The following is a 14,802-nucleotide window of genomic DNA, read 5'->3' as shown; positions in this document are numbered from 1 at the left end:
GAGGTGCGGAAGTGGAAGTGCGGTTAGCGGGTGATCAGCGAGAACGAGATGTCGTTCTCGGTGAGCTGGATGCCGAGGTGTGTGATCCCGAAACTCCGGTTGAAGCTTGGAACCAGCAGATCGGCGTCGATGAATTCGATGCCGTCATCGCCCCCGAAATGCCGACGCTTGTAGTCCCACCAGTCGGTATCGCCCTTCGGATGGCACTCGGTCGAATAAACGACGAGCGGTTTCTGACCCTCGGCGAGTTTGCCGTTGGAGATGATGTAGACCCCCTCGTCGCCGACGAGCCAAAAGCCGGGCTTCTCGCCCTCTCCCGGCCGGGTGCCGTAATAGGGATTGCGGAAGCCTCCATTGGCGGCGGCATCGGCTTCCCCGCGCGCGATGACCTTGCGCACCGCAAGAATCGGAAATGTGAACATGGCGGGCCTCACGCGGCTTCGGGCAGCAGGAGGTGACGCAAATGCATCGGCAGCTTCTCGGAGATCTGCTGATCGCTCAGGCTCTCGAGCAGTTCGAACCGCGTGCCGGGATTGCCGTAGACGATGACAGTCCGTTTGCCGCGATGTTCCGGCCAGAAGTCCGCGCCCGCATAACCGCGATAATCGTCATGAGTGGCGCTCCAGATGTGCTCGATGCGCTCGGCGCGGGTCATCGCCCTAACCGGCTGCCGTTCGCGCTCGACGATGGCGTCGCGCATGTCATAGGGCGAGCGCGGATCGGACAGATCGCAATAGGCGTGGAAGTACCGTGTCACGCCATTGATGCTGAGCGTATAAAAGACGCTGGTGATGCTGCCGGTCAGGAATTCGCGCATGGCGAACATTTCGCCGCGCATCCACAGGGGCGGCAGGATTTCCAGCATGTAGTCGTGCTGGGCAGCTGAGATTTCGAACCACTCGCCGGAGTAAAGCGCGCCGTTATCGGTCTGCCAGCGGTTGGGTCGCTGCGCATGGCGGTCGAATAATCTGAACATGAGATGGCGGTCGGCGATTCCGAAATAGATCTTGCGGATGGGAGAGGTCATGGCGGGCTCCTTTGGGGCCTGTCACGGGCTGGAGCGCGGCGCACCCTTTCGGCATCACCATCTTCTTCAGCCCTTCCGGACCCCTTCTTGGCGCCGCCTCTCCGTCCGGCCGGGTCAAGGGCCGGCGTCAGCCGGGCGGAGCTTCACCCTTGAGGCGGGCGGCGGGCATGCGGCAGCCGTCCCTCTCCTCCGAGCTTCCATCCTTCTTTCATCTTTTCGCCTTCAAATCCTCGTTCCAGTCCTCCAGCTCCGGCCGCAGCCGCACGAACCCGCAACCGGCATCGTTGGCGAGCGCCTCGAGCCTTTCGGCAAAGGTTTCCCCTTGCGCATTGTTGTCGGTGGCCGCCACCAGGAGGGCGTCTTCCCGAACGGCGAGATCGAGCAAGGCCTCGAAACTCGCCGGCGACCAACCGCCGCCGGTGCTCAAATAGCGCGTGTCCGGACGCTGGTCCTCGAGCGCGGCAAGGCTCATGGCGTCGATCGCGGCTTCGGTGACACAAAGCCGCGGCCCATCGACGGGTCCGAGCCGGAAAAGCACTTTCGCGCCACCGGTCGCAAAACCACGCCAATCCGGCCCGCGCTCTTCCCAGCCGGTTACGGCGCCGGAACCGTGCCGATGCGCAGCCCACATGCTGCCCTGCGGTCCTTCGCGGAGAAGGTCCTGGGCGACGGCTGCGCGTAGAACGCTGTCAGGAAGCGCCCGCTCGTCCTGCAGGTAGCGCCAGGTCGCGGAGCCAGGCCACGGCTTGCGGCGCGCCGACCATCGCTCGGGAACCGAGAGGTCGGGTGCGCGCTCGCGCGATTGCCGCTTCCATTCCGGTTCTGAAGGAACGAAGCCGACCAGATCGGCAACGACATAAAGCGCCGCCGCAAAGGGCAGGCCGTCGAGGTGTTCGACGAGGCGAAAGACGTCGCCCTTGGCCTCCGAGAGGGGATCGAACCACCCCTGACCGTCATGAATGACGATGATGATCTCGTCGCCGCGGCGGTATTTGACCGCGCGGCGCGTGCTTTCCTTGGGGTCGACGGCAAAACCCGCCGTTTCCAGCACCGCGCCGCAGGCGACCTTTCCTCTCAGCTCTTCCAGGTCTGCTTTTTCCATTTACTCTCCGCGTTTCGCGCGGTCCTCTGCCCAGTTTCCGCTCCCTATTCTGTAGGGGCGAAACCCGGAGGCCGCGAAGAGCAAGGCAGGACAAGGGCGCTTTTGGCAAGCCGGCATTTGTGCCGGGTCGCAGTTTTCGGCGCCCGGAGCGGCGAAGCCTCCCTTGCCGGCCGCAGCGCGCAAGCGGCACCCATGAACTTTCCGGTTTTCCCTGATCCTCCCGGTCGCCCCCCCGCGTCAGATGGGATAATCGGACCCCGGACGTCTGCTACCATCGTGCCTGGTTCGAACATCATGGAGAATCTGGCAATGAAACTATTTATCGGATTGGATCTCGGCCTCAATAAAACGGCGATATGCGCAATTGATGAGGACGGCTCAAACGTTCTCCAGGTGACCGCTCGCTCGGAGCCGGCAGAAATCATCGCGAAACTTTCGAAATTGAAGGGGGAAATAACCCTGGTCGGGCTTGAGGCCTGTCCGCTCTCGGAATGGATATACAGCGCGTTGCAGGATGCGGGCTTCCCGGTGTTCTGCCTTGAGACGCGGCACACGCAAAGGTTCCTCTCAACGCGGCCGAACAAGACCGACCGCAACGACGCGCACGGGATCGCCACCATGATGCGTGTCGGACACTTCAAACCCGTGCATGTGAAAAGCCGGCCGTCGCAGTTCGTCCGATCCTTGTTGATCGGCCGCCGCCAGTTCATGACGACGATGCTGCAGATCGAAAACACGATCCGAGCCCTTTTGCGCACCCAGGGACTGAAACTTGGAAAGGTCAACCGGTGCAAGTTCAGCGAGCGGGTCAAAGAGCTCTGTAGTGAGGAGCCCATGCTGCTGCCGGCAATCGAACCGCTTCTGGCGGCGCGCGACGAAATGCGGGCACAGATGCGCAAGCTGAACAACGCCCTTGAGCGCGCCTCACGCGCCGATCCAATCTGCAAGCTATTCCAGACGATACCGGGCGTCGGCCCACTGACAGCTCTCGCGTTCAAGGCGACCATTGACGATCCCGGCCGCTTCAAGCGCTCGAAACTTGTTCCGGCGCATCTGGGACTGACGCCGCGGGTTTATCAATCGGGAGAGATCGACCGGTCGGGGCATGTCTCCAAATCCGGCGACAAGCTCATGCGCTATCTGCTGGTCGAGGCCGCGACTTCGATGATGCTGGTGTCGAAGAAATGGTGTTCCCTCAAAGCATGGGCGATGAAGGTCGCAAAGCGATCTGGGACAGCAAAGGCGATTGTTGCGCTCGCGCGCCGCATTGCCATCGTCATGCATCAGATGTAGGTCACAGGCGAATGCTTCCGCTTCGGCGATGATGATCAACCTGGCGCCGTGACCACCTGACCTGAGATTCCGCCGGAGACGTTCAGCTCCGAGGGGAAACGTCAGTCCGTCGCGATCCCTGTGCCGGTCAGTCCGAGGCCATCCCTGTGACACCAGAGCACGTGCCGTCAGCGTGGACGACCACCTCATCGAAACCCATCATGGAGCGCAACATATGCGACTCCGAATAGAAGAGTGATGCGGACTGTCCGGCAGAGTGATCGTAACCCGAATGGGCCGAAACCGTTGCAGACGGGTTTGGTCGGAAGCCGGCTCGCCGGCTGGAGGTAGAGCACGGTCGCACGATACGCGCGGCTGCCCAAACTGCTGGAAATCACCCAGGCCATGGCCTCGGACAAACCTCCAAAATCCGCAAAGATCGTGCCTTGACGTCCGGGGTCCGATTATAGAAGGGATGGCAGCCCGGATGGGGGAAGACCGCTTGCGGGCTTCCGCTTTGCCAACAGCCCGGCCCGAAGGGCGACGCCGACCTCCCTTCAATGCGAATACCGCCTACCGATCTGGAGACCGAAATCACAGCCTGCAGAATCGCCCGCATCACCTCTCGTTCGCTGGCACCTTCGTCACGGGCCTGCTTTTTGCAGATCGTCCAGATACCCATCACAGCCGGAGAAATAGCCGTCGAGCCCGTGCATGACATCAGCCAGCCGGTGAAGGTCGATTTCCTGATGCGCAAGCAAAACGGGATCACCCTTCGTATCGACGGGGTAACGATACGAAAACGATCTCGGATCCACCTTTGCAAAGTCCAAGATAATCTCTCCGACGATTGCGTCAGTGCCTTCGGCATCGTCGTGACCATAACCCTCCAGGACCTTCAAGAAGGTCTCCCAAAGGGATTTGAGGTCATGGGTGCTCCATTCGGCCTGGATGCCGACGGTGTGACCGTAAGTGGCGATCAGGAACTTGAGCGACAACTCGATGAACTGCCGGTAGTTGAAAACGACCGGAAAGACGAGGACGTCGCCGTCGTGTCGGTCACGGGCGACCTGGGCAACCATGAGGTCGCCGGCCATTTTGTAGCCGTTCATCATCATGATGATCCGGCCGTGACCAAACCGGTCGATGTAAGCGTTTTGCTCCCAGTTTTCCGATTGCGTGAACGGCGCGTCCCCTTCCGTCGGCCAGCGGAAATCCGTGCGCAGAAGCGACTCGAAGTCCGGTTTTTCCGGAATGTCGTCAGCCATGGGTTCGGGCCTCCAAATTTGCCGCGATCAATGAGACCCGCCGTGCGGGGGCTCTTCGATATCGAGGTTGTCGAAAGCGTCGAAGACGTCGCGCGACCGCCGCGGCAGCGACGCCCCGAGCTCGCCGAAGTCGACACGGCGTTTGAGGAGCCGGAACGTGCCGTGCTGCTCCCGCATTTCGTAGAACTTGACGGACCGGTGGCGGTCCTCCAGCGCCTTGAAGATCGTGTATTTGAGGGCTGAATCGCATCTGATCCCGAAGACGACCTCTTCGAGCTCGAGCGGAGAATCCTGCAGGCCGCGCGTACCGATCAGTCGCCACTCCCGTTCGTAACTCCAAGAACGGGCCTTGCGGAGCAGAACCGCCTCATCGACCCGCCGCCGCGCGGCGGGGTCTTGTTCCATAACGGCAACATCACTTGCCTTGACGTTTCGGCTCCCGCCGTACTCGATCTTGTTCAGCTTGTCGGAGGCGTCTTCGGGAACCGAATAGCCGGCGCAGATGCCGCGGTGCTGGTCGCCGTAATGGCTCCACATCAAGGGGCAGGTCGTGCGGGCGCCAAACGAGACGATGCCTCTGTTGTAGCGCCTCAGAAGCTCTTCTTCGAGATATTGGGTCAGGAGGAAATGCTCTGGGTCGTCCATTTCGTAGGCAGGATTGCCGGCGTTGTAGCGGATTTCGTTGAGCAGGCTGTCCGCGTGTTTGCGGCTGTGGCGCGCGATATGATCGATGGTCTTGGGGCCGCGATATTTGAGCGACTTCGCCGCCGTCGTCATTTCCGCCTTGATGCGCTGCTCGACGAGTCGGCTGAGGATGTGTTCCAACTCGTGATCGGTAATATCGCCCTCGACATTGGGCCGGCTGTCCAGGGGATCGTTGAAGTCCGCTGGGTCGGAAAAATAGAGCTGATCGGCAACCAGCATATCGAGGACCCGGCTGCTGAAAGCACGGTATTTGTAGATCCTCTTTGGTAATTGTCGCTGCAATATCGTCTCCAGTAGTATGTCTTTTTATTCTGGTCGATCTGCCGGCATTAGGCCAGGAATCATTCACAACCTGGCCGCAGTGCGGTGCGGTATCGGTAGCAGTTCGATATCTACGTTCAGCTTCCCGCATCCATATACTGACCAAAATTTATATAGAAACTTTGGTCTCCAATCACTATTAACATTGCTACTGACCAAAATTTGTATATAATCTTCGGTCACACAACGAGGGAATCCAATGCCTGACCCCACGTCTGACACACTTAATCGCGTTCACGCGCGTATCGCAGCGGGTGCTCCCGCTGGCGTGTGGTCGCGAGCAGACTTCCTCGACATTGCAAGCCCCAACGGGGTCGAGAAAGCCCTGCAAAGGTTGGCCAAAAGTGGAGATATCCGGCGCCCGTGCCGTGGCCTGTATGACAAACCGACCTCAAGCAAACTGACCGGCAAAATGGTGTTCCCTTCGATCGCATCCTTTGTCGATGCAATCGCGCGGCGCGACAAGCTGCGCGTGCTCGTTGACGGAATGACGGCGGCCAATGATCTGGGGCTGACGACGGCAGTCCCGGCCCGTAGTACGATCTACGCCGACACCTATCCGAGGACGATCGAGATTGTCGCCAACACCGGTGACCCGAACGCCAAAGAACCTGTCATCTACAAGCTCGACTTCAAGCGGATCTCTGCCAAGACAGCGTTCTGGGCCGGCCGGCCGGCCATGCGCGTCGTCCAGGCTCTGTCATGGTTTCGCGAGGATCGCGCGAGCCTCGATGCGGCCGTCAACGGGATTGTCCGACGGCTCTCAAGCGCTCCGGAGCGCGAAGCAATTGTCCAAGACCTAAGTCAGAATATCCAAGCGGTTCCCGCCTGGATGTATCCGGTAATCGAAAAAATCACGCGAGCACTGTCGACCGACGAAAGTCCGGACGACGCATCGCGGCCATCAGATACGACGGGGGCACATGCAGAAAGCCTTCGCTGAAATCCTCGGCTCGAGCGCAGATGAACGCCAAGCCCTTTATTCGGCGGTCGCGGCCAAACTCGAGACACGCGCCGAAAATGTTGAGAAGGACCTTTATGTCTGCTGGGTCCTCGATTTCCTGTTCAACCGACGCAAGGACGATCCGGTCCACCTCTACTTCAAGGGCGGCACAAGCCTGAGCAAGGCCTATGGGCTTATCAGACGGTTCTCCGAAGACATCGACATCGGAATATTCAAAGCTGACATCAATGCCCCGCTTGAGGCCGACATCGCCGCATTGCCGTCCATCACCAAACAGCAAAACGCCCTCGCCGAGGAGGTCGATGAAGCTGCGCGCAAGTACATATCCGGCACGCTTCGTGACCAGCTGCTGAAAGAGATCGCGGCTGTCGAGGGGCTGTCAGGCAGGAGTGGCCATTTCACCCTTGGTTACGGCTTCGATCCTTATCGGAACAAAGATGCGCTCGATGTCCTGGTAGTCAGCTATGACAGCGTATTCGGATCGGGAGACGGCTATGTCCAGGCCGCGGTACGGATAGAGGGCGGCGCCCGGCCCGATCCTGTTCCAGTCGAACCGCGCGAGATTACGCCCTATGTGGCAGATGAGCTTCCCAATGGCGTTGACCTCAAATTCGGCGGCGTGACGACGGTCAAGCCGGAGCGCACCTTCTGGGAAAAGGTGCTGATCCTGCACGCAATGACCGAAATGACGGAAAAACGCGCCGCGGATCATGATCCCGGCCGCCCAGTCCCCGATCTCAATCGCTATTCCCGGCACTACTACGACGTCCACCAGATATGGCGGCATGGCGAGTACGGCGAGAAGGCTGCCTCTATGCGCGATCTGGCCGAGGCATGTCGCCAACACAAGCAGCTCATGTTCCGTGCGCCTGATCATCGGTACGATCGGGCAGAACCGGGCTCGTACCGCCTGATGCCAACCGCGGAGATGAGCAAGAAGCTGGAGACCGACTATGAGCGGATGTCCGCCATGATATTCGGGATCCCGCCAAAATTCGAAGAAGTCATGGACAGTATTGAAGCGCTTGAAATATTCATCAATGAGACACAAAGCAGGCAACCGACCTGAATTGAGATTCGGCGCAACATGCATATCGACCCACTTCGAAAACGGAAAGAAAGCGGCGAACTTTATACGCGCCGGCCGCCTGTAACTCACTTCATCGAAAAGAGCCTCGATTGGCCGTTCGATGAGTTATTGAGGCGAGCCGAAATAAAAGATCGGCGGCACGGCGAATATGTGCCGTCAGAGGTGCTTGTGCATCACTTGCGTCAGACCAAGTCCGACAATTCGGACGGTCGGTTTGTTGCACTCTACGATATACTGCGCGATCGGGTCGAGGCGGCCTGTCCACGCCCGAACCGTCATGTAGACGACAAGGTCTATGAAGACAGCCGTATTGCCGAGATTCGCGACGCGACTATCGACCATGTCACTGAACTAATGTTCACCGACCGGCAAGGCTATGACGAGCAACTCGATATCTATGAGGTTGTATTCGACAAGGCAGTACGTTCGGCGCGCATCACCAAACTTCGTAAAGTGAACCGGCGAGAAAACGCTACTGAAGAGGTGGAGGACACCGTCAGCGGGGAGGTCCGCACCGTCGTGGAGGCGGCGTTGGATCGCTACAAGAAGACCGGCCTCACGGCTGAAGAAGATTTCGATTACCGGATTCACCTGCGCCGCGCGATTGACGCCTTACCGACAGACGAACGAGAGGTGATTGATTTGTTGCTCGCAGACATTCCGATTGAAACCAGCAAGGATGGCGAACCGTCGATGACGGAACTTCTCGGTTGCGTGGAAAAGACAGTTCGGAACCGGCGGGATCGCGCCTATGCGAAAATAAGGCGAGCACTGGATTTGGAGATCGACGATGGCGAATAGAGACGACGTCCTAAGCGATTTCACGATTGAGGAAGAAATGTCGCCTGCGGTTCTCAAGAACTACCTGCAGCGCTATCCCGAGTACACCAAGGACTTGCTGGCGCTCTTTAACGAGCTTTCGCTGAGCGACCTCGAGGCGACTGAGGCCAACCTGCCGCTTGAGACAAAGGCGATGACGGCGGAGGCTTTGAGGGTTCAACACGTTCGACAATCGTTGTTTGGCAATGGGGTCAAAGAACTTGCTCGCAAGCTGGGACTCCCCCGCGCGTTCTTCATGGGATTGAACGCCAATATTGTTCATCTCGGCTCGATGCCCGCGGAATTCCTGAAAGGCCTCGCGGCAAGCCTGGATGTCCGGCTGCAGGACCTGATCAGTGGAATGCAGCAGGGCGACGGCCAAGCCGTCGCAATGAAATCCGATTCAAAGCCAAGCAAGGAAGCGCCAATCGAGTTCTGGGACTATGTCGGCCAGGCCGGGCTTGCCGAGGAGGAGCAACGCGCTTTGCAGAAGTTGCTTGCAGGCGATGGATCGGATTGAAGCAACACGAGCCCGCGCGGCGGATCTTCACGCGGAGCGCACAAGCAAGGGCGGCGACCCGACAAACCCGTATGAGTTTGCCCTTCACGAAGCCAGGGATCGCGATATTGAGGTCAGGAAACTTCCTGCCGGGCATCCACAACTGACCGGCGGTCGGGCACTGTTCCAGAGACATGCCGGGGTAATCCTGCACGAAGATACCGGAAGCGCCTTCCTCGATGCGTTTCTGGTCGCCCATGAACTAGGACATGATGAATTCGGCGGCTTGGTTGACATTCCGCCGGTCATGAGCATCGATCCGGCGCGTTCGGCAGACCCATCATCCGTGGGCGCTGATCGCGTCGTCGATTACAGCAACCGCGCCCGGCAAGAAGTTCAGATGGACCTCTTTGCGCGCGAGTTCCTTTTTCCGCGAGCATTGGCCTGGTCCTGGCACATCGACGGGGCCCTAAGCGCAAAGGCCATAGCCGAGCGTCTCGGAGCGCCCTATGACATGGTGGCTGTCCAGCTGTTCGATGCACTCCTGTTGCCGCAGACTGAATCGAATGAGGAGGCGGCACCGGCCCCAAAGCCTCTAAATGACGAGCAGAAGCGGGCTGCCGAGCACGACGGCAAGGCGCTGCTCCTCAAGGCCGGACCCGGCACTGGCAAGACGCAAACCCTCGTCGGCAGATTGTCTGTTCTGAAGGACCGCGGTGTCGATCCGGAGAGCATCTTGCTCCTGACCTTTTCGAACAAGGCGGCCGGCGAAATGACGGATCGCGCCATGGCAGCCTGGCCGGAAGCGGCCGGTTCAGCCTGGATTGGTACCTTTCACTCCTTCGGGCTCGATCTGCTGCGCCGGTTTCACGATCGTGCAGATTTGCCGCCCGATCCGCGGTTAATCGATGCCACCGAAGCCATTGCACTGCTTGAGGACGAGTTTCCGCGACTGCGGCTGACGCATTTCAACGATCTTTATGACCCAACCGACAATCTGCGGTCCATTCTCTCAGCCATCTCACGTGCAAAAGACGAGGTTGTCGATCATCACCAGTACCGTGCTATTGCCCAGCAAATGGTCGATGTGGCGAAGACGGAAGATGAGCGGATCGCCGCCGAGAAATGTCTCGAGATCGCTTCGGTCTACGACCTCTATGAACAGCTCAAGTCTGATCGGTGCGCGGTTGATTTTGGGGATCTCGTGGCTCGTCCAACGGCATTGGTCGAGACCGATGACGCAGTGCGTGCACAACTTCAAAGTCGGTACGAACACATCCTGGTGGACGAATACCAAGATGTGAACCGGGCGAGCGTGCGGCTCCTGCGCGCGCTCAAACCAGAAGGCGAAAACCTCTGGGTCGTCGGTGATGCGAAGCAATCAATCTACCGTTTCCGTGGAGCGTCCTCTTACAACATCGACCGGTTCGAGACTGACGACTTTCCGGGCGGGACATCGGCGCAACTCAGTACAAACTACCGGTCATCGCAGGAAATTTGCGATGCGTTCCGCGAGTTCGCGAGAACGCGTATGGACGCCACCGATTTCGAAGCGAGCGCCTTTAAAGGCACGAACGGTGTGGCCCCTTCCTTCGTCTCGGTTGAATCGAAAGATCACGAAATCGATGAGATCGCCGCACGCATAACCGCCTGTATGGGCAAGATCCCGTTTCGGGATCAGGCGGTCATCTGCAAAGGTAATGCGCGGTTGGCAGAGATCGCTTCGGGTCTGGAGGCACGGGGTATACCGGTTCTGTTTCTTGGACCTTTGTTCGACCGTCCTGAGATCAAGGAGGCCTTGTCGCTCTTGTCGCTGGTGATCGATCCGCGAGCAATGGGACTGACGTGCGTCGCCTCGATGGCGCCGTTTCAGATGGCCATCGAGGACGTTTCGCTCGCAATCGAGGAGATCCGGGGCGCCGACAAACCTCTTCCACTTGATTGGCGAGACATCCTGACAGCAATCCCGGGGTTGACGGAAGGCGGACAGGTCTCTGCCAAAGCGCTTGTCGATGCGTTCGCCGGGATCGAACCTACGGCTACGCCGTGGCAGATCATAACGAAGATTTACCTGGATCGAACGCGCCTTGCTGCCGATGTCGCCACGCAGGCTCGTGAGGGCAACGCCAACCCTGCGCTTGCCCTTTGGCAGTTCCAGAACTTCCTCCGCTCCGCCCTGCCCGAGAAAAGCGGCTATCCCATCCGCGACCTTCTGGAGCACATTCGGCGGCTCGTCATCCTGTCCGACGAGCGGGATTTGCGTGATCTCCCAAACGCCGCCCAGGGCCTGGACGCTGTCCGACTGATGACAATCCATGGGAGCAAGGGCCTCGAGTTCAAAGCTCTTCACCTGCCGGCTTTGACGAGTGGCTCGATTCCTCGTTCGGCCAATCAGAGCCGTGGCCTTGCTCCACCGGACGGGATGATCGAGGGCGCTCCATTTCGCGGCAGCGAAGCTATCAAGGCTGGACATGACGAAGAACAGCGTTGCCTGTTCTTCGTGGCATTGTCCCGGGCGGAAGAGCACCTGACACTCTATGCGCCGAACAAACAATCGAATGGACGCCGGCAGAGCCGATCGAGTTTCATCGACGACATTTCCGGCACGCTGTTCGAGGCATCACCAATATCGACACCAATCAATGCATCGGTCACAAGTGAGCGCTTCACGCTGGAAGTCGATGGCATTGCCCGCGTGTCGCCGTCCCAGCTTGCCACATACGACAAGTGCCCCCGAAGATTTTTCTTTGCTCACGTGCTGCAGGTTGGCGGTCGGCGTACGGAGTCGGCTCCCATGCGGATGCACAATGCTATCCAGGTCGTCATCGATGAGCTTACAGGCCGTCTGAACGACGCGCCGGACGAGGCCGAACTGCAGGCGATCATGGATGCCGCCTGGACGGCCCATGGACCGACTGAGCATGGCTATGCCTCGGAATACCGGCAGATCTCCGACCAACTGCTGCAATTCTTCTTTCAGCTGAGGGAGGGTGAGACCCGGCGCACGCCGCAATCCCTTTCGCTCCGGTTTGGCGACGCTGAAGTCGTCGTGACAGCTCACGAAGAAATCGAAACGGAACACGCCACAGTGTTCCGGCGCATCCGTACAGGCCGCAAGACAAGCACTGCGGTGACCGCGCTAGATGCGGCCGCTTTTCAGATTGCTGCCGAGGGCCGAGGTGAAGCGGAATTCGTCTATTTGACAGGCAGATCGCAAGACCGGTTGGCAATGAAGGTTGGGCAGCTGGGAAACAAGAAAGCCGCAATCGCTGACGCTGCAATCGCTATCCTTGATGGCCGGTTTCCGCCAAAACGTAGCGACAGATGCGCCCGCTGCCCGCACTTTTTCATCTGCACCCCCCCCGCCCTCCGGCACGCTCAGAAAAAAAATCGGAATCGGCTTACCGGATTCCTCCTGACGCCGCGATTGTCCTTGTGAAGGCGCAGACATGGTGTCTGCGGCCTCATACAACACAAGGAAATCAAACATGAAACCGCAAGGAAACACTCCTCGCTTCCCGGTTCTCATCGCCGATGAGAGCCTCAACTTCAAAAAGCACATCTTTGACGATCCCAAGGTTTTGGGGCGGCAGTTGATCGAGGCCACTGGCGGACATCCCGTCGATGAGCATGTGGCAATTGCCATTCTGCCCAATGGGGACTTCGAAGACATCCGCCTTGACGAAAGCTATGACCTGAACGGTCGCGGCGCCGAGAGGGTACTGGTTACTCGTTCGGATCGGAGCTTCAAGTTCAAGATCGACGACGCCGATCTTGAATGGCCGCGGGCCTGCATCAGTGGCTTTGTGCTGCGCAAGCTGGCCAAGCTGCCGGCGAACTACAATCTCTGGCAGGAGATCCCCGGTCAGCACGACAAGAAGATCACCGATACCGATGTGATCAACCTGGCCGACGTCGGGGTGGAACGCTTCGTGTCGCTTATTGATCAGACGACGGAGGGGGACGCCCTTCCGTCGAAAGATCAGACCTACCTTTCGGATCACGGCTACGAGTTTGAAGTCGTGACGGAAGGCCGCAATACGGGGATCATCCTGAAAGCCCTGCCCTTGCCGGAGGGCAAATTCGACCATGAGACAGCTGATATTCTGATCCTGCTGCCTAGTGGCTATCCCGACTGTCCGCCCGACATGTTCTATGTGTCGCCGAAGGTGACGCTGGCCGGGACCGGGCAGGTGCCGAAGGCATGCAAAAAGGAGCATCATTTTGCGGGACGTGTCTGGCAGCGCTGGTCGCGGCACAACAATGCCTGGCGCCCCGGCGTCGATGGTCTTCAGACCATGGTCGCCCGCGTGCGGACTGCTTTGATGGAGGCCCGGGCGTGATGAAAACACAGGATCTCGTCCTTCTGGACCCGCACGAGACGCAAATCCGGTCCCTGCTGACGCAAGGGGCCGGATCAGAGCGATCGGCCTACATGCTCTTTGGCATCGCCGACATCGAATCCGACCCGTGGACCAAGGCGTCGCGCCGGCGTTTGATTTCGCATCAGTTCGACCAAATCGATGACGACGCTTTTGTCTCGGCCTCGGGGCGGCATGTCACTTGGCAGACAGACGGCTTCATGCGGCTGTTGAATGACGCAAAAATCGCTGGTCTCGTGCCGGCCCTTGTCCACAGCCATCCGAAAGGCGATGCCAGATTTTCCGAACAGGACGATCGCAACGAAGCCGAACTTGCCCGTACCGCTCTTATGAAAGGGATGCCCGGGCTGATCAGTATCGTCATAGCCGGGGATGGTGACATCGCCGCACGCATTTGGACACAGGCGGACACAGCAATCGACATTGGCAGGATCCTGCATGCCGGACCCCGCTTGCGTATTTCGGGTCTCGAGGGAACTCCGGAGGATTTCTTGGACCGCCAGGTTCGGCTGTTCGGGAAGGAGGCGTCGCGGCAGGTGTCGGGCTTTCGGTGTGGAATTGCTGGCGGGGGTGCCACCGGGAGCGCGCTCCTGCCTCTCTTGTTAAGGCTTGGCGTCGCCGAGGCCGTTCAGTTCGACAAGGACATCGTGGACGAGACCAATCTCAACCGCCTCCATGGTGCACGGCGCTCGGATGTCGATGCGAAGATGCCGAAGACCTCCATACACACACGGACTGTATTGGAATCCGGCCTCGGCATGACGTTGGTGACAATAAATGCCTGGGCCGGACATCCGGAAACGTGGGATGCGCTCAAAGCCTGCGATGTGATCTTCTGCTGCACGGACGATCATACCGGCCGACTGTTTCTGAACCGCTTTGCCCGGTTCTACGGTATCCCCGTGATAGACGTGGGGCTTGCCATGCAGCGGCGGACGGGCACCGCATTCGATCTCTTCGCCCGAGTTTCAACGCTCGTGCCTGGCCATCCTTGTCTGCTCTGCGGCGATTATGTCGATCCGCGCCGCGCGCGTGAAGAGGCGCTTAGACGGAATGATCCTGACGCCTATCAGCGTCTAAAAGAGGAAGCATATGTCCTGGGAGAAGGCGACCCATCTCCGGCAGTTGTTACTTTCACGACCGAGGCGGCGACCATGGCGGTAAATGAATGGCTGGCGGGCGTGACCGCACTTGCCGGTGAAGCCGGGATGTTGCCTACACGCATCCGGCGCTTCCATGCACGAGACGAACGCAGGCCTTTGGTAGAGTCACGATCCGGCTGCCCGTGTTGCAGCCAGGCAGAGACGCTCGGTCGCGCGGATGTACGGCCATTTCTGGACATGGTGAGCTGAC

Annotated in this window: 13 protein-coding genes; 8 read left to right on the top strand and 5 right to left on the bottom strand. The window is 59.3% G+C overall.

From position 1 onward, the window contains the following. Positions 1-23: 23 nt before the first annotated feature. The 3 genes from AAFN47_RS25175 to AAFN47_RS25165 form a co-directional block, all read right to left on the bottom strand. Positions 24-422, bottom strand: coding sequence for a DUF3085 domain-containing protein (locus AAFN47_RS25175; protein ID WP_499812030.1), 399 nt, complete (start codon positions 420-422; stop codon positions 24-26). 8 nt (positions 423-430) lie between these two features. After that, a complete protein-coding gene (locus tag AAFN47_RS25170) occupies positions 431-1,027 on the bottom strand; it encodes a DUF1419 domain-containing protein (protein WP_499812029.1) in 597 nt (198 codons plus the stop codon). A 208-nt stretch (positions 1,028-1,235) separates the two neighbouring features. After that, on the bottom strand, positions 1,236-2,129 hold the full coding sequence (locus AAFN47_RS25165) for a DUF3991 and toprim domain-containing protein (protein WP_499812028.1): 894 nt from the start codon (positions 2,127-2,129) through the stop codon (positions 1,236-1,238). 309 nt (positions 2,130-2,438) lie between these two features. Between AAFN47_RS25165 and AAFN47_RS25160 the strand changes: the two genes are divergently transcribed. Then, positions 2,439-3,422, top strand: a complete 984-nt coding sequence (locus AAFN47_RS25160; RefSeq protein ID WP_499812027.1) for an IS110 family RNA-guided transposase — start codon at positions 2,439-2,441, stop codon at positions 3,420-3,422. 623 nt (positions 3,423-4,045) lie between these two features. Here AAFN47_RS25160 and AAFN47_RS25155 read toward each other — a convergent pair. Both AAFN47_RS25155 and AAFN47_RS25150 read right to left on the bottom strand, forming a co-directional pair. Further along, on the bottom strand, positions 4,046-4,669 hold the full coding sequence (locus tag AAFN47_RS25155; protein ID WP_499812026.1) for a hypothetical protein: 624 nt from the start codon (positions 4,667-4,669) through the stop codon (positions 4,046-4,048). Positions 4,670-4,696: 27 nt separating this feature from the next. Next, entirely contained in the window at positions 4,697-5,656 is a 960-nt protein-coding gene (locus AAFN47_RS25150; RefSeq protein WP_499812025.1) for a DUF2971 domain-containing protein, read from the bottom strand. A 238-nt stretch (positions 5,657-5,894) separates the two neighbouring features. Between AAFN47_RS25150 and AAFN47_RS25145 the strand changes: the two genes are divergently transcribed. From AAFN47_RS25145 to AAFN47_RS25115, 7 genes are all read left to right on the top strand, one after another. After that, positions 5,895-6,638 carry a DUF6088 family protein gene (locus tag AAFN47_RS25145; RefSeq protein ID WP_499812024.1) on the top strand — a complete coding sequence of 248 codons (744 nt, stop codon included), beginning with the start codon at positions 5,895-5,897 and terminating at the stop codon, positions 6,636-6,638. Further along, positions 6,619-7,728, top strand: coding sequence for a nucleotidyl transferase AbiEii/AbiGii toxin family protein (locus tag AAFN47_RS25140; RefSeq protein WP_499812023.1), 1,110 nt, complete (start codon positions 6,619-6,621; stop codon positions 7,726-7,728). The genes AAFN47_RS25145 and AAFN47_RS25140 overlap by 20 nt, the downstream gene beginning before the upstream one ends. Before the next feature lie 171 nt (positions 7,729-7,899). Continuing rightward, complete coding sequence (locus AAFN47_RS25135; RefSeq protein WP_499812022.1) at positions 7,900-8,550, top strand: RNA polymerase sigma factor; 651 nt, start codon at positions 7,900-7,902, stop codon at positions 8,548-8,550. After that, entirely contained in the window at positions 8,540-9,088 is a 549-nt protein-coding gene (locus AAFN47_RS25130; protein WP_499812021.1) for a hypothetical protein, read from the top strand. The genes AAFN47_RS25135 and AAFN47_RS25130 overlap by 11 nt, the downstream gene beginning before the upstream one ends. Continuing rightward, positions 9,012-12,506, top strand: a complete 3,495-nt coding sequence (locus tag AAFN47_RS25125) for a UvrD-helicase domain-containing protein (RefSeq protein WP_499812020.1) — start codon at positions 9,012-9,014, stop codon at positions 12,504-12,506. Before AAFN47_RS25130 ends, AAFN47_RS25125 begins: the two co-directional genes overlap by 77 nt. Before the next feature lie 49 nt (positions 12,507-12,555). Beyond that, positions 12,556-13,410: a multiubiquitin domain-containing protein gene (locus AAFN47_RS25120; protein ID WP_499812019.1), complete on the top strand. Its 855-nt coding sequence runs from the start codon at positions 12,556-12,558 to the stop codon at positions 13,408-13,410. After that, positions 13,410-14,801, top strand: a complete 1,392-nt coding sequence (locus AAFN47_RS25115) for a ThiF family adenylyltransferase (RefSeq protein WP_499812048.1) — start codon at positions 13,410-13,412, stop codon at positions 14,799-14,801. The genes AAFN47_RS25120 and AAFN47_RS25115 overlap by 1 nt, the downstream gene beginning before the upstream one ends. The last annotated feature ends 1 nt before the right edge of the window (position 14,802 follow it).

It is taken from the genome of Hoeflea sp. CAU 1731, assembly GCF_039888615.1.
Classification (GTDB): Bacteria; Pseudomonadota; Alphaproteobacteria; order Rhizobiales; family Rhizobiaceae; genus Flavimaribacter.
This window is presented reverse-complemented; position numbering and strand designations above follow the sequence as displayed.

Excerpts from the sequence above, each read along its gene's own strand:
- AAFN47_RS25130 (WP_499812021.1), top strand. The coding sequence starts at position 8,540 with ATGGCGAATAGAGACGACGTCCTAAGCGATTTCACGATTGAGGAAGAA.
- AAFN47_RS25120 (WP_499812019.1), top strand. The coding sequence starts at position 12,556 with ATGAAACCGCAAGGAAACACTCCTCGCTTCCCGGTTCTCATCGCCGAT.
- AAFN47_RS25115 (WP_499812048.1), top strand. The coding sequence starts at position 13,410 with ATGAAAACACAGGATCTCGTCCTTCTGGACCCGCACGAGACGCAAATC.
- AAFN47_RS25165 (WP_499812028.1), bottom strand. The coding sequence starts at position 2,129 with ATGGAAAAAGCAGACCTGGAAGAGCTGAGAGGAAAGGTCGCCTGCGGC.
- AAFN47_RS25170 (WP_499812029.1), bottom strand. The coding sequence starts at position 1,027 with ATGACCTCTCCCATCCGCAAGATCTATTTCGGAATCGCCGACCGCCAT.
- AAFN47_RS25155 (WP_499812026.1), bottom strand. The coding sequence starts at position 4,669 with ATGGCTGACGACATTCCGGAAAAACCGGACTTCGAGTCGCTTCTGCGC.
- AAFN47_RS25175 (WP_499812030.1), bottom strand. The coding sequence starts at position 422 with ATGTTCACATTTCCGATTCTTGCGGTGCGCAAGGTCATCGCGCGCGGG.
- AAFN47_RS25160 (WP_499812027.1), top strand. The coding sequence starts at position 2,439 with ATGAAACTATTTATCGGATTGGATCTCGGCCTCAATAAAACGGCGATA.
- AAFN47_RS25125 (WP_499812020.1), top strand. The coding sequence starts at position 9,012 with ATGTCGGCCAGGCCGGGCTTGCCGAGGAGGAGCAACGCGCTTTGCAGA.
- AAFN47_RS25145 (WP_499812024.1), top strand. The coding sequence starts at position 5,895 with ATGCCTGACCCCACGTCTGACACACTTAATCGCGTTCACGCGCGTATC.
- AAFN47_RS25140 (WP_499812023.1), top strand. The coding sequence starts at position 6,619 with ATGCAGAAAGCCTTCGCTGAAATCCTCGGCTCGAGCGCAGATGAACGC.